General features: G+C 39.4%; 10 protein-coding genes and 9 pseudogenes. 10 read left to right on the top strand and 9 right to left on the bottom strand.

Annotated elements, in window-relative coordinates; all coding sequences use genetic code 11:
* The first annotated feature begins 1 nt into the window (after nucleotide 1).
* Both deoD and BTN49_RS17075 read left to right on the top strand, forming a co-directional pair.
* Nucleotides 2–728: pseudogene (gene deoD / locus BTN49_RS01920) on the top strand (purine-nucleoside phosphorylase).
* A 41-nt stretch (nucleotides 729–769) separates the two neighbouring features.
* Nucleotides 770–966, top strand: a pseudogene (locus BTN49_RS17075) (transposase); the annotation flags it as partial.
* Nucleotides 967–971: 5 nt separating this feature from the next.
* On the opposite strand, the pseudogene BTN49_RS21685 reads toward BTN49_RS17075, so the two are convergent.
* Nucleotides 972–1,769 (bottom strand): annotated as a pseudogene (locus BTN49_RS21685) (IS982 family transposase).
* Nucleotides 1,770–1,885: 116 nt separating this feature from the next.
* Here BTN49_RS21685 and BTN49_RS17065 point away from each other — a divergent pair.
* The 4 genes and pseudogenes from BTN49_RS17065 to BTN49_RS14700 all read left to right on the top strand — a co-directional run.
* Nucleotides 1,886–2,450, top strand: a pseudogene (locus tag BTN49_RS17065) (IS5 family transposase); the annotation flags it as partial.
* Nucleotides 2,451–2,724: 274 nt separating this feature from the next.
* Nucleotides 2,725–2,907 carry a hypothetical protein gene (locus BTN49_RS14710; protein WP_199399282.1) on the top strand — a complete coding sequence of 61 codons (183 nt, stop codon included), beginning with the start codon at nucleotides 2,725–2,727 and terminating at the stop codon, nucleotides 2,905–2,907.
* A 198-nt stretch (nucleotides 2,908–3,105) separates the two neighbouring features.
* Nucleotides 3,106–3,282: a transposase gene (locus tag BTN49_RS14705; protein WP_199399281.1), complete on the top strand. Its 177-nt coding sequence runs from the start codon at nucleotides 3,106–3,108 to the stop codon at nucleotides 3,280–3,282.
* Nucleotides 3,283–3,319: 37 nt separating this feature from the next.
* Nucleotides 3,320–3,640, top strand: coding sequence for a transposase (locus BTN49_RS14700; RefSeq protein ID WP_394336621.1), 321 nt, complete (start codon nucleotides 3,320–3,322; stop codon nucleotides 3,638–3,640).
* A gap of 13 nt (nucleotides 3,641–3,653) precedes the next feature.
* Here BTN49_RS14700 and aceA read toward each other — a convergent pair whose 3' ends face one another.
* From aceA to BTN49_RS01870, 5 genes and pseudogenes are all read right to left on the bottom strand, one after another.
* The gene (gene aceA / locus BTN49_RS01900; RefSeq protein ID WP_097355787.1) at nucleotides 3,654–4,958 is read right to left on the bottom strand and encodes an isocitrate lyase; all 1,305 of its coding nucleotides are present in this window, start codon (nucleotides 4,956–4,958) and stop codon (nucleotides 3,654–3,656) included.
* Nucleotides 4,959–5,007: 49 nt separating this feature from the next.
* Nucleotides 5,008–6,633 carry a malate synthase A gene (aceB, locus tag BTN49_RS01895; RefSeq protein ID WP_097355786.1) on the bottom strand — a complete coding sequence of 542 codons (1,626 nt, stop codon included), beginning with the start codon at nucleotides 6,631–6,633 and terminating at the stop codon, nucleotides 5,008–5,010.
* Between the two features lie 281 nt (nucleotides 6,634–6,914).
* Nucleotides 6,915–7,359: pseudogene (locus BTN49_RS21680) on the bottom strand (transposase); the annotation flags it as partial.
* A gap of 207 nt (nucleotides 7,360–7,566) precedes the next feature.
* Nucleotides 7,567–7,923: pseudogene (locus BTN49_RS13715) on the bottom strand (transposase); the annotation flags it as partial.
* Between the two features lie 488 nt (nucleotides 7,924–8,411).
* Nucleotides 8,412–9,311, bottom strand: coding sequence for a hydrogen peroxide-inducible genes activator (locus BTN49_RS01870; RefSeq protein ID WP_097355782.1), 900 nt, complete (start codon nucleotides 9,309–9,311; stop codon nucleotides 8,412–8,414).
* Between the two features lie 128 nt (nucleotides 9,312–9,439).
* Here BTN49_RS01870 and BTN49_RS01865 point away from each other — a divergent pair, with 128 nt between their 5' ends.
* Nucleotides 9,440–10,042 carry a peroxiredoxin gene (locus BTN49_RS01865; RefSeq protein WP_097355781.1) on the top strand — a complete coding sequence of 201 codons (603 nt, stop codon included), beginning with the start codon at nucleotides 9,440–9,442 and terminating at the stop codon, nucleotides 10,040–10,042.
* A gap of 200 nt (nucleotides 10,043–10,242) precedes the next feature.
* Nucleotides 10,243–10,431: a hypothetical protein gene (locus BTN49_RS12640; RefSeq protein WP_146679019.1), complete on the top strand. Its 189-nt coding sequence runs from the start codon at nucleotides 10,243–10,245 to the stop codon at nucleotides 10,429–10,431.
* Nucleotides 10,432–10,651: 220 nt separating this feature from the next.
* Here the strand turns inward: BTN49_RS12640 and BTN49_RS01860 are convergent.
* Nucleotides 10,652–11,367, bottom strand: a pseudogene (locus BTN49_RS01860) (transposase).
* A 36-nt stretch (nucleotides 11,368–11,403) separates the two neighbouring features.
* Here BTN49_RS01860 and BTN49_RS21675 point away from each other — a divergent pair.
* Together BTN49_RS21675 and BTN49_RS21670 are read left to right on the top strand one after the other, a co-directional pair.
* Nucleotides 11,404–11,848, top strand: a pseudogene (locus BTN49_RS21675) (transposase); the annotation flags it as partial.
* 2 nt (nucleotides 11,849–11,850) lie between these two features.
* A pseudogene (locus BTN49_RS21670) lies at nucleotides 11,851–12,174 on the top strand (transposase); the annotation flags it as partial.
* Between the two features lie 574 nt (nucleotides 12,175–12,748).
* Here the strand turns inward: BTN49_RS21670 and BTN49_RS01845 are convergent.
* Both BTN49_RS01845 and BTN49_RS19985 read right to left on the bottom strand, forming a co-directional pair.
* Nucleotides 12,749–13,396, bottom strand: coding sequence for a hypothetical protein (locus tag BTN49_RS01845; RefSeq protein WP_097355779.1), 648 nt, complete (start codon nucleotides 13,394–13,396; stop codon nucleotides 12,749–12,751).
* Between the two features lie 248 nt (nucleotides 13,397–13,644).
* Complete coding sequence (locus BTN49_RS19985; protein WP_097355778.1) at nucleotides 13,645–14,022, bottom strand: hypothetical protein; 378 nt, start codon at nucleotides 14,020–14,022, stop codon at nucleotides 13,645–13,647.
* Between the last annotated feature and the right edge of the window lie 103 nt (nucleotides 14,023–14,125).

Genomic DNA, 14,125 nt, shown 5'->3' with positions numbered 1-14,125 from the left:
AATGGCAACTCCACATATAAATACTGAAATAGATGATTTCGCAGATGTCGTTGTGATGTCAGGTGATCCGCAGCGTGCAAAGTACATTTCAGAAGCGTTTCTAGATGAGGCACAATTGGTTTGTGATGTTCGTGGCATGTTCGGTTATACAGGCACTTATAAAGGGCGGAAGATCATCTGTGATGGGACATGGCATGGGTATCCCATCCTGCTCAACTTAGACCACGGAGCTGATAAAATATTTCAGCGTGAAGAAAATTCTTCGTGTGGGTAGTTGTGGTGCAGTACGTGAGGACGTGAAACTTCGTGATATTATTATCGGTATTGGTGCTTGTACCGATAACAACATCAACCGTACACGTTTTAATGGTCACGATTTTGCAGCGATTGCTGATTTCGATATGTCCCGTAACGCAGTGGATGCGTCTAAATTAAAAGGCATTAAAGTATTTATTGGTAACCTTTTTTCTACAGATTCATTTTATTCAACGGATCCAAAATTTTTTGACGTAATGGCGAAATACGGAATTCTTGGTGTAGAAATGGAAGCAACGGGTATTTACGGTGTAGCTGCTGAGTTCGGTGCAAAAGCCCTAACCATTTGTACAGTGTCTGATCACATAAAAACTGGTGAACAAATCACCTATGAACAGCGTCAATCGATGTTCAATGAAATGATTGAAATAGCATTGGAATCTGTACTGCTCAGTGATGTTGAAGATTCGTAGTATCGCGAAAAATAAAAATGAAGGCATGGCATTTTCTAAATCATCAGGTCATCGTTGTCGTGGGTTTATATTTTCGGATATGGCGATTGAGACGGCACTGATGGTGAAAGGTATTTTTAAGCTCCCACTTCGTGGATTATAAAGCTTTCTCAATTTGGTTTTTACGTTGATGAATGTCCCGCTGAAATCTCCTACATACACTTGCATTAGTAAGAATTCTAAGACCGTAGAAGTTAAGTAACCTCAGATCTGCCTAAGCGCTTTCTTATCAAACCTAGTCATCTTGATGCTCGGTTTCTTTGGTTGAAATGAATACGCGATAATCCCTGTCAGCAAGTTAACCATAAAACTGATACAACTACGGTGCCGAAAATATTCGATTTAGGATATGTTTTTTAGTTGGTCAAAAACGGTTTCAATAATAAATCATTTCCGGAGCATCAGGCGGTTCCAAAGTTTCATCTCTTTGGGTTTCATATTTTTTCTCACACCCATTATCAGTGTCACTCACTTGTCTGCACGTTACCGCTCCAATGGATCAGAGATATAAACTTTATCTCCGTATAAACACCCCCAAAGCTCGTCAGTCATTTCCAATATAAGCTTTCTATCATCCACGTTAGCCGTCATCACGTGGACTTAGATAATGCCACCTTGATCATTGCTAATCAGGTGTAATCTGAAGGCGTAGAACCACCAGACCATTTCTTTTCCGCGCTTCGAGGTACCTTTACAAACCTGCTATCTGAAAAGGTGTAAGTTGTGATAAACCTGTAGCGTGGACGAATCAACGAAGGCAATCCCTATCGGCCTTTCCTTCCAGTGAGTAAGGTAAGAGCAAAGTGGATGTAATAGGTTTTGAAGTCTCGATACCCTGATTGATGGAAAGCTATCACTATCGTCATCACTTTGCTAATTGAGAGGCGAAAATGCTTATTTCTTTGTTTGATGCCGGAAGAAATTAGGTGTTTTTTCCCATGCAGGGAGGAACGTTAAGTAGAAATCAGCGACATCGATGAAAACAGCGTCTAAGTTATTTATACTCAAGTCCTTGTGCAGTCAATAGTTTATTTCAAACTATTAGCTCACGACTTTGGCATTTAGTTTATTTCTTATGCGTAGCTTAGGTTAAGCACTGTTTGCAGAGTCTATGAGCTGTCGCCCACTGCGTTATTGATGCCACAGGCCTAAAGGTATACGGCGAAGGTGAATGAAAAACGCGTAAACTTGATAAGGAAAATTGACGTATCTGGCGTAAACTTTATCTTGCAGTTAATGTGTCTACTCATGAGGTTATTGTTGCAGAAGTTAGCCTAGTTTTTGTGGGTGATAATGAGTTTTTATCTACATTTCTTAACCCATTACGACGCAAGATACAGCAAGTCCGTGCTGATGGAGCCTATGACACAAGAGCATGTCACCACGTACTAAAAAACAAAGGAATAACGCTAGTATTCCACCTCGAAGCAACGCGGGAACTGGGAGGAAGGGCATCCTATAAATGAAGCTGTAAAGGCGTTGAAAGAGAACAAATTATCAGAGTGGAGAAGGATAGTGGTTAACATAAACGCTCATTAGTAGAGACAGCAAATATTTTGCTATAAACAGTTGCCAAGACCTAAACTCACTCTTTGTGATTATAATGCTCAAGTTGGTGAAGCGCTGGCAAATATGAAAGCGATGAACAAAGTTATAAGACTTGGTGTGCCTGTTCGCCAGTAGATAAATTAAGACTGTAAAAAAGATTGGGATCAGTGCGTTATATGCCTGATTTAATCAACAACGCTTCATTGATAAGCAAAATCATGAGTGAGATATTGATAAACGTGGTATAGACTGATCTCTCTCTGAAGCATCGTCATTTAAGATGAAATACCTTTAGGCGAATTAAATAATATGGTTCAGTTTTAATTAACCTGAGTTGCGCATAAGAAATAAACTAAATGCCAAATTCGCGAGCTGATAGTTTGAAATAAACTATTGACTGCACAAGGACTTGAGTATAAATAACTTAGACGCTGTTTTCATCGATGTCGCTGATTTCTACTTAACGTTTCTCCCTGCATGGGAAAAACACCTAATTTCTTCCGGCATCAAACAAAGAAATAAGCAAGTCTTACCTTTTGATCAGTTAAGTCGTGACAATTATTGTATCTTTTCATCAATCGCGGTTTCGTGATCTTAAGATGTATTACACACAATATGTCTACCGTTACCTAACAACTGAGTGTCCTGCTTTTCTCAGCTATACACGGCTTCTTACGTTGATAAAAAGTGTGCTGGCTCCTATTTGTTCTTATCGGACACATTGCCGAGTAAAGCCTAACTGGCATCGCGTGTTTGGTTGAACTAAGTAAGAGGACGATGGGAGGGTTCTATGGCTTTAAAACTTTACCTTATCATCAACGACAAAGTCGGTATCATTTCAGTAAATGTAACAATAACTAATGTTGATGATAGAAAACTCGTGCCTGATATGGTCGATAATCTCTGGGTATTACTCTATGGATATAAAGGATATATATCAAACTCTCTTGAGAAAAATTCTCCCTAAGAAAAGGGTGGATCTAGTTACGAGTACACGGAATAACATGGAACCAAAGGTGATGTGTCTTTTGGATCGTTTTATGTTGAGAGAAATATTTATCATCGAGACAGGATTGGATCAACTGAAGAACATACTCAAAATAGAGTATTCTCGGTATCGAAGTAGTGTGAGCTCTATAGTCACCCTGATTGTTAGATTAATTGTTTATACGTTCCAACCAAAAGAACCTACCTTAAAAGCACTCGGCTTGGAAAAGATACAATTATACAGATCTAAGTTTATATTAGGATCGAAGCTTGAAGACGAAACGAAAAAACGACCAGAAGGTCGTAATCTTTTCTTATTGGATCTCGTTTTGTATTAGATCTTACTTGTTGCTAAAATTGATCTTCTTCTGTAGATCCCGTAAGAGCCATCACAGAAGAGTCTTCACCTTGAATGATGTTAGTGATTTTATCAAAGTAGCCCGTACCGACTTCTTGCTGGTGCGCTACAAATGTGTAACCGCGCCCTGCTGCATCAAACTCAGGACGCTGAACTTTCTCAACATAGTGTCGCATACCTTCACCCTGTGCATAAGCATGGGCAAGGTCAAACATATTAAACCACATATTGTGAATACCAGCCAGCGTAATGAACTGGTATTTGTAACCCATGTCAGATAGCTCTTGCTGAAAGCTTGCAATTCTATTTGCATCGAGGTACTTCTCCCAGTTAAACGAGGGCGAACAGTTATATGCTAACAGCTGGTCTGGGTGTTCTCTCAGGATCTCTTCGGCAAATAGGCGAGCTTCCGAGAGATCTGGTTTCGCTGTTTCACACCATACCAAATCCGCATAAGGTGAATACGCCAAACCCCGAGAAATAGCTTGATCTATACCAGATCTTACCTTATGAAAACCTCCAACTGAACGCTTTCCAACGATGAAATCTTTATCGTAGGGATCACAATCAGAGGTCAGTAGATCGGCCGCATTTGCATCGGTACGGGCAATTAAAATGGTCGTTGTGCCTGCAACGTCGGCGGCGAGACGCGCTGCAACCAATTTCTGGATTGCCTCTTGGGTAGGAACCAAAACTTTCCCGCCCATGTGACCACATTTTTTCAACGATGCTAATTGGTCTTCAAAGTGTACACCTGCTGCACCAGCTTCAATCATATGACGCATCAGCTCGTAGGCATTCAATACACCACCAAAACCTGCTTCTGCATCCGCGACGATAGGCAGGAAGTAATCAATACTCTCTTCTGGCGTAATACCTTTTAACCACTGAATTTGGTCGGCACGGCGAAAGGCATTGTTGATATGCATCACGGCGACAGGTACAGAGTCTACCGGATAGAGTGATTGGTCTGGATACATGCATGAGGCTGTATTATTGTCGGCCGCCACCTGCCAGCCAGACAAATAAACGGCTTCAATGCCAGCTTTAGCCTGCTGAATGGCTTGGCCACCGGTCAGCGTACCTAGACAGTTCACATAACCTTTTTTCGCTGAGCCATTTACCAAGTTCCATAATTTTTCAGCGCCACGTTGAGCAAAGGTAAATTCTGGCAATATGGATCCTCGTAACACTACCACATCCTCTGCAGTATAATTACGTTTCACGTTTTTCCAGCGTGGATTTTCTGCCCAGTCTTTTTTTAACACGTCAATTTGCTGCTGTTTTGTTAAAGTCATTGTGATCCCTTCTCCGCAATACAATTTAGTTGCCAATCCAAGATATAACTTACTCTAGGAATTCGTACCCAGATAACGTTAAAAAATCTGCCAGTTCGTCACCAGTGGTTAGTTTCTCCATAATGCTACTGGCCTGATGATATTTTCCACTGTTGAATACATCACTTCCAAGTTCCTTTCTTAGAACAAGCATTTCTTCGGCCAAACACGTACGAAAAAAATCAGCTGTAACGATCTTTCCGTTGCTAAGCGATTTTTGGTGTCGGATCCATTGCCAAATGGATGCACGTGAAATCTCAGCAGTTGCGGCATCCTCCATCAAGCCGTATATTGGTACGCATCCGTTACCCGATATCCATGCTTCAATATATTTGACCGCCACACGAATGTTATGTCGCATCCCCTTTTCGGTACAATCCCCCTTACACGGTGCTAATAACTCTGTAGCTGTAATAGGCGCGTCCTGTTCACGCAGTATATCCAATTGATTTTTGCGATCACCAAGTACAAGATCGAACACATTCTTGGCCGTGTCAGCTAACCCCGGATGTGCCACCCAAGTACCATCGTGGCCGTTTTTCACTTCCAACGATTTGTCTTGCTGGATCTTATCTAGCACCCACGCATTTTTTACTGAGTCTTTTGATGGAATAAACGCAGCCATTCCGCCCATCGCCATAGCACCTCGACGATGGCACGTTTGAATCAACAAACGTGAGTACGCATTGAGGAAGGGTTTTTCCATAGTAATAACCTGACGATCTGGCAATACTCTATCTGAATGATTTCTGAAAGTCTTAATGTAGCTAAAAATATAATCCCAACGACCGCAATTCATCGCTACAACATGGTCTTTCAGGTGGAAAAGAATTTCCTCCATCTCAAACACCGCGGGTAAGGTTTCAATCAACACGGTTGCTTTTATGGTACCCCGTGGCAAATCGAAATAGTCTTCAGCAAAGTTAAATACGTCATTCCACCACGCTGATTCTTGATGTGCCTGAAGCTTAGGCAAGTAAAAATAGGGTCCAGAACCATTTTCGAGCAATGCTTTGTAATTACGGAAGAAGTACAGACCAAAGTCAAATAATACAGCAGGTATTGGGATGCCATTAAGCAGCACGTGTTTTTCTTTTAAGTGCAATCCACGAACACGGCACATTAATACAGCAGTATCATCGTTCAATTGATATTGTTTTCCGGTTGCTATATCCTCAAAGGCGATCGTCCGATTGATAGCATCAGTCAGATTACGATGACCCTCCAGTATTGACTTCCAGACAGGTGAAAATGAATCTTCAAAATCTGCCATGAACACGTTTACATTTGCGTTCAGCGCATTGATCACCATTTTTCTGTCAGGTGGACCTGTAATTTCCAAACGTCGATCTTGCAAGTCATGCGGTATGCCACGAATAGTCCAAGCGGTGGAGCGAATATCCTCAGTTTCTGGTAAGAAATCGAGAAGCGATCCGCTATCAAAACAGGCTTGGCGCGTTTCTCTCTCTATTAGGAGTGAAGAGATACGATCAGTAAATCGTGATACGAGAGTTGCCAGAAATACTATTGCATCCTCTGTTAATACATCAGTGTCTTTCTTAGTGATCAGTGGAACGAACGACAATTTTGTTTCAGAGTTTTTCTCGTGCAACGTTTTTTGCTGTTGTAATGCCATAGATCCTCCAAAAATCATTTGCAAATAAACAACAATGTATTAATAATACTCGTTTACCTCTTCGTATGTCATAATTCTATCGTCAATTATTGTTAAGCTCCTCTATTTATGGACGTCTATTAATGTCTAAAGTGTTACACACTTGACACAAGGAATACCATATAATCAATATATTATAAGTAGTAGAATTTCAATTAAAAATATCAAATTAAGTAACATTGAATGACGTTGTTGATTAAATTAGGCTGATAACACACTGATCTAGATCTTTACTTATAGTCTTAATTTGTCTGCTGGCAAACAGGTATACCCAGTCTTAGAACTTTGTTCATCGCTTGCACATCTGCCAGCGCTTCATCAACGTGAGCATTGTAATCACGAAGAGTGAGTTTATGGCAAAGCAACTGTTTATAGTGAAATATTTCTGTCTCTTCTAATGAACGTTTGTGATAACCACTATCCTTTTTCACTCCGTCAGTTTGTCGTCTTTCAACGCCTTTATAGCTTCATTTCTAGGATAGCCTTCCTTTCAGTAGCTCTCGTTACTTTAGGGTGGAATACTGGGCGTTATTTTTTATTTTTCAGTACGTGGTGACATGCTTTTGTGTCATAGTCTCTATCAGTACTGACTTGCTGTATCTTTCGTCGTAATGGGTTAAGCAATGTAGGTAAAACCTCATTGTCACCCACCGACAATAGGCTAACCTGAGCAGCGCATAAGAAATGAACTAAATGCCTAAGTTGCGATCGGATCGTTTGAAAAAAACTATCGCCTGCACAAGGATTTTGGCATGAATAACTTAACCTCAGATCTGCAGTAAGCGCTTGCTTATCAAGCCAAATGATCTTAATACTCGGCTTCTTTGGTTGAAATGAACACGCGATGAGCCCCGCCAGCAAGTTGACCATAAAACTGATACAATTACGGTGCCTAGAATGCTCAATTTGGGATATGTTCTTTAGTTGGTCAAAAACGGTTTCAATAATAAATCGTTTCCGGAGTATCAGGCGGTTTCACAGTTTCATCACTTTGGGTTTCATATTTTCTTTCACATCCGTTGGAGTGTCACTCCATTGTCTGCAAGTTCCCGCTCCAATGGAATCAGATATATAACCTTTGTCTCCGTATAAACACCCCCAAAGTTCGTCAGCCATTTCCGATACAGGCTTTCTATTAGACACGTTAGCCATCGTTTCTTTTCCTCTCTTCGCGGTACCTTTAAAAACCAGATATCTGAAAATGCGTAAGTTGTGACAAACCTGTAGCTTGGACGAATCAACGAAGGCAATCCCTATCAGCTTTGCCTGACGGTGGGTGAGATAGCGGTAAACAAAGTGGATGTAATAGGTTTTGAAGTCTCGATATCAAGCTTGATGGAAAACTATCACTATAGCTCGGAAGTCACATGTTAAGTGATGGCAGATAAATTTCATGTAATATGTTGTATACCACAAGAACTTGAAGTTAAAGATTTCAGCTAGTTCTCCTGATGTCAAGATCAAAGTATTCTTTTGTAGGTGTAGTGAGCCCCATCAGAAATGGATAACACGAGCATGGCGATAGTAAACTCGTCCTACGGGAAGGTATCTGTGCGCCCATTTCGTCATTAAATTCCCGTGAAATAGACTGTTTATTCCTATGAGGATCTGCTTCAAAGTGAATGCATTGATGACTTTTAGAATCGAGAATATTCAAGGTGTTTTGGTACAAAATCTAATTTCCACTTGGAAGGCACTTTTTCACTTGCCTACGTTCCCACTATCATGAACAAAAGAACTTATTGTAGCAAAGTTTCTACGAGATCAGCCAACAGATCAAAGGTGGATTTACGGCTAGATGTTGGACGCCAAACCAATCCAATCTCACGATAAGCTTCAGCACTTGGGGGTTCTACAACAACCAAATCTAAACTATCCACCAATCCGTGTTTGATCGCCATTTGAGGAACAAAGGTGGTACCCAATCCATTAGCGACCATTTGTACTAAAGTATGCAAACTTGTGGCGGTAAAGGGATTAATTTTCTCTGTTAACGTTAGATTACATGCAGAAACTACATGATCGGTCAGGCAATTTTCGCGGTCTAACAGAAACACAGATTCGTCTGGCAAATCAACGTACCTTATTGGCCAATTCATTTTTTCCACCTGAAAACGGCTCAAGACCATTTTAAAAAAATCACGCCCGACACAACGACTTACCATACTGCCAATCCCTACGGGAAGTGCTAGTATCAATACGTCCATTTCTCCACTTTTTAATGCGTGGAGCAAATTGGCAGTTGTGTCCTCTCGCAGCAACAAATCCAATTCTGAATAATGCTGATTAACGGCTTTCACCAAATCGCACAACAGAAAGGGTGCAATGGTTGGAATGCACCCAACGCGTAGTTTGCCCTGCATTGGCTTTTCACTCACCAGTGTCATTTCCATTAAATCTTGACTACGGGCCAACATCTCCTTACCTCGAGATACCACATCTTCACCGATTGCCGAAAATACCAATGTTTTATTATTACGTTCAATAAGTTGAGATCCGATTAAACCTTCTAGATTTTGAATACCTGAGCTTAGTGTGGACTGACTAACAAAGCACCGTTTAGCCGCCTCACCGAAATGCCGTGTCTCATACAGTGTTACTAAATAGTACAATTGCTTTAGAGAAGGAAACTTGTTCATCGATTTTTCCGATTGCTTTAATCTATTAAATTTACTTTTCCCAATCTATCAGCTCTATTAGAATTTGTCATGTTTATCAAGGAATTCGGGCTTTTGCCTGTTATCTAAAAAATCTTAGGAGCTGACAAATGATACTAGTAGGCCGTCAAGCCCCAGACTTTACTGCAGCAGCGGTACTGGGCAATGGTGAAATTGTAGAAAACTTTAACCTGAAAGAATTTACTAAAGGTAAAAAGGCAGTTCTGTTTTTCTACCCACTAAATTTTACATTCGTATGTCCTTCTGAGCTTATTGCCTTTGACAAGCGTCACTCAGAATTTCAAACTAAAGGAGTTGAAATAATCGGTGTTTCTATCGATTCCCAATTTTCACACAACGCATGGCGTAATACTGAAATTAAAAACGGTGGTATTGCCCAAGTTAAATACCCACTGGTCGCAGATATTAAACACGAAATCTGTAAAGCCTATGACGTTGAACATCCAGAAGCTGGTGTTGCATTCCGTGGTTCGTTTCTGATAGACGAAGAGGGGATCGTACGTCACCAAGTAGTTAACGACCTTCCGTTCGGTCGTAATATTAACGAAATGTTGCGTATGGTTGATGCACTAAGCTTTCACCAAAAGAACGGTGAAGTTTGCCCAGCGCAGTGGGAAGAAGGTAAAGCAGCGATGGATCCTACGCCTAAAGGCGTAGCTGCTTTCCTGTCGGAATACACTGACGACCTATAGAAAACCTTACACTATGTTTACGCGAGCGTAACACCTCAATTTGCTGCTAAAAAATTAAGGCTCGGTAATATGAGCCTATTTTATTTTGCATAAAAACGTGTACTTAACTCTCATGATTATTATTAGCGGTGTTGTTTCCTAAATATCTGAACTAATCGCAATTCCGACGATCAGATGATCCTAGAGTTAAGCTGGAGGTGGTGATGGGAAAGACCAAGCAAAAGATCAGCAACTGGAAACAATATAATCAAGTATTAGTCAACCGTGGCTCAGTCACTTTTTGGATGGTGTTGTTGATTAGAACAGGAACTTGGAGAACCAGAATCTCAACGGAGGTTTCCATTCCTGAGATAGGCAGAATTAGCAACTTTATAATTTGTGTCAGTTAATCCCTAAGTGTCAGGGAGGTTCGTAGTGAAAATACGTTTAAAGCGAAGCAGCTTAGATTTAATACCTTGGAAATTCATTCATGCCTTTCAACTGTTCAATCGTGCTAAATGTATCACAGATAGGGACATGCCTTAAGCCCCCCCCACATATAGTTTCTGGGAGGAAATCCCTAGATAAAAAATAGGTCTATAACGCACTTATCCTAATGTTCTTTACAGCTTAATTGGTCTGATAGCGAACAGGCATACCGAGTTTTATAACTTTGTTTATCGCTTGCACATTTACCAACGCTTCACCAACTTGAGCAGTGTAATCAGGAAGAGTGAGTTTAGGGCTGAGCAACTATATTATAGCGAAACATTGCTGTTTCTGCTTAATGAGAGTTTGTGATAACCTCTGTCCTTTTTTACTCCCACAATTTCTTTTTTTCTAACTCTTTTACCTGTTCATTTCTAGGATGCTTCCCTCCCACTACCCCGCGTTGCTTCGAGGTGGAATACTGGGTATTATTCCTTTGTTTTTCAGTACGTGGTGACATACTTGTGTATCATAGGATCCATCGGTATTGACTTGGTGTATTTCTCGTCGTAATGGGTTAAGAAATGTAGGTGAAACCTCATTGTCACCCACAGAAACTAGGCTAACTTCTGCAGAGATAACCTCATGAGTAGAAAGATCAACCTAAAAACCAAATTAAGAAAGCCTTCTAATCCACAAAGTGGGAGTTTTAAAAGATCTTTCATCATCAGTGCCGTTTCAATCGAAGTATCCAAAAATATAAACCCACGGTCTAGATGATCGTGATGCTTTAGACAAGGCTATGCCTTAATGGTAGAGGCCTCTATCCAAAAAGTAATTGAGTCACGGTTGACTAATACTTTATTAACCTGAGCTGCGTATAAGAAATGAACTAAATACCAAAGTCGTAATCTGATCGTTTAAAAAAATATTGACTGCATAAGGACTTTGGCATGAATAACTTAGATGCTATTTTCATCAATATCGATGACTTCTGCCAGACTTTCCTACCTGCATGGAAAAAACAACTAATTTCTTCCGGTTTCAAACAAAGAAATAAACTTTCTCGCCTCTCAGTTAACGAAGTGATGACGATATTGATAGCTTCCCATCAATCTGGATATAGAGACTTTAAAACTTATTACATCCACTTTGTTTGCCACTGCCTCACCAACGAATTTCCTGAATTAATCAGCCACACGCGAATGCTTAAGCTCATGTAAGATTTTCTGGTTCCGATTTGTTTTTACCTCACTCCTCGTCAGGCAAAGTTGATAGGGATTTCCTTCGTTGATTCGTCCAAGTTACAAGATTTGTTATAACTTCCGCATTCTCAGACATCAGGTTTTTAAAGGTACCTCAAAGCGAGGAAAAGGAAGGATGGCGTGGTTTTTGGGTATTTATACGGAGATAAAGGTTATATCAATGATCCATTATAGCGGGAACTTGCAGACAAGTGAGTGACACTGATAACGGGTGTGAGACAAAACATGAAACCCAAAGTGATGAAACTGTGGGACCGCCTGATGCTCCGGAAACGATTTATTATGGAAACCGTTTTTGACCAACTAAAAAACATATCCTAAATCGAGCATTTTCGGCACCGTAGTTTTATCAGTTTTATGGTCAACTTGCTGGTTGGGCTCATCGCATATTCATTTCAACCAAAGAAGCCGAGTATTAAGATCACTCGGCTTGATAAGCAAGTGCTTATGCAGATCTGAGGTTGATTATATTGTTTCCAGTTATTGATCTTTTGCTTGGCTTTTTCCCGCTTAACCCCATGATAATCTGATCGTAAAAATTATGATTAGTTCATATATGTGGGAAATAACTCCTGCGGAGAGTGTACTTCAGTCATGCAGGGCTCTCCGCTAAGTTGTGCATTTCACCTGACGGAAAGCATTGATAGTTAATCAAATATTATAATTTGAAATGTGAGACATGGATATATTCATAATTAGTAACATCCATTAGGACTATAACAAGGAGAAAGATTTAAGATCTTATACCATTTTTCATTATTCAATAAATAGTATATGTTAGTATCATAAGAAATCCTAAGGATGTTACCACTTAATGCATATGCTCTCAAAATACTTTGTGTTGCATCAAAAGACTTGTCATTACTGGAAGTACAAAGATTATACTTATCTTCTTTTCTTTTAAATACTGCACAGATAAAACCTTCTCGATCTCCGAAGACACCGAATTTATCGATATTTACACCATCAACTACATTTGTGGCTGCATTTACAAGGGTGGGTAGAATAAATAAAATATAAAAAATATAACTCTTCATTTGGATACTGCCATAATGGATTTAATTGTATAAGTAGAAAATAATGGAGCGGTGAAATTGAAATGAGTTTGGTTAGGATCTAAAACTATATCTACATTCCTCTGTGATAAATATGCTGTTGTTAGCATTGTCCTGAATGCTTCATAAGATTCATGATATTTTACATTAGATTCTTTATTCCCAATGCACCCTCCTACAACGGAATGCACTCCTTCCTGAGCAAAAATAGCACATAACTTATTATCATTACCAACTAAGAGGTCTTTAACTGTACGAGCGTTAAATATCCTAATCCCCTCATTAGAAGGTGTCTCCTTCATAGTTTCTACGCAAAATTGGCTTAACTGAGACAATGAGTCTCTACGACCAATTTTATTTAATATATGACCATAGTTACCCGACTCATACCTTCCATCCAATACAGTAAAAAAACCCCACAGTGAACGATATGTCAATTCAGAAATACGTTTTCTTATTGATTGGTAACTGGCCTCATCATAATCAATAAGTCTACTTCCAGAAGGACAAACACCAGCTGATAAATAGATTAGATCACTGGGGAGTTCAATAGAATTGATATCTTCTCTTGCGTACGCATTACTAATAAATAACATAAACGACATGAATAACATTAATGGCTTCATAAAATCATATCTCCCAAATAAACTAAATTATCATCCTAGTACAAATTCCTAACATCTCTTTGTTTGTAAATATAAGCACCAAAAATAGGAAACTTTGCAACCAAAGTTTTCAAACGTGAATGGTTATTATAAGAATCAATATAAGGTTCACTGTTTGTTTGTGTATCCTGATATATATAGTTCAAGTTTAAAGTGACAGCAGTATTTGTAATATCTCCGTGTCTATAGAAAGAGGTTATAGTGACATCTTAAATGTTTTCTGTTGGTATCATATTATAGAAGTTGCCATCCGCTCGTGTTTTGTATATATATCCAATAATAGTAGTTTCCTCCCCAGCCTGTAATTTCTGTCTAACTCTTAATTCTTGAAGTTTTTCTGCGTACGAATACAAAGTAGTGGTAGATATGATCACTAAATTTAAAGAACCTGTTTTACAAGAGTTACCAGTCATATGTTCATATATATCATCATTATTGCCCAAAGCAGTGAAGCCATTGCGGAAGACCTCTTTTGGTACCCTCTCATCGTATCTGTAAACATATATATGTTCAGTAGCATAAGAATTACCAATGAATAATGAGTGTATTAATAAGAGAGATATAATAAACGTATTCTGTAGTGTCATCGTAAATATCCTTCTTGATTATTATTTGAGAGTCTATATGTTGATACACTCTATTAAAATTTATAGTCTTTATTTCTTTTATAACCGATTATGGGACGGAATT

It is taken from the genome of Candidatus Enterovibrio escicola (assembly GCF_002464935.1).
GTDB classification, from domain to species: Bacteria; Pseudomonadota; Gammaproteobacteria; order Enterobacterales; family Vibrionaceae; genus Enterovibrio; species Enterovibrio escicola.
This window is presented reverse-complemented; position numbering and strand designations above follow the sequence as displayed.

Bases quoted from the DNA above. Each gene is read 5' to 3' on its own strand.
- BTN49_RS14705 (WP_199399281.1), top strand. From the start codon at position 3,106: ATGGCTTTAAAACTTTACCTTATCATCAACGACAAAGTCGGTATCATT.
- aceB (WP_097355786.1), bottom strand. From the start codon at position 6,633: ATGGCATTACAACAGCAAAAAACGTTGCACGAGAAAAACTCTGAAACA.
- aceA (WP_097355787.1), bottom strand. From the start codon at position 4,958: ATGACTTTAACAAAACAGCAGCAAATTGACGTGTTAAAAAAAGACTGG.
- BTN49_RS19985 (WP_097355778.1), bottom strand. From the start codon at position 14,022: ATGACACTACAGAATACGTTTATTATATCTCTCTTATTAATACACTCA.
- BTN49_RS14700 (WP_394336621.1), top strand. From the start codon at position 3,320: ATGGAACCAAAGGTGATGTGTCTTTTGGATCGTTTTATGTTGAGAGAA.
- BTN49_RS01865 (WP_097355781.1), top strand. From the start codon at position 9,440: ATGATACTAGTAGGCCGTCAAGCCCCAGACTTTACTGCAGCAGCGGTA.
- BTN49_RS01870 (WP_097355782.1), bottom strand. From the start codon at position 9,311: ATGAACAAGTTTCCTTCTCTAAAGCAATTGTACTATTTAGTAACACTG.
- BTN49_RS01845 (WP_097355779.1), bottom strand. From the start codon at position 13,396: ATGAAGCCATTAATGTTATTCATGTCGTTTATGTTATTTATTAGTAAT.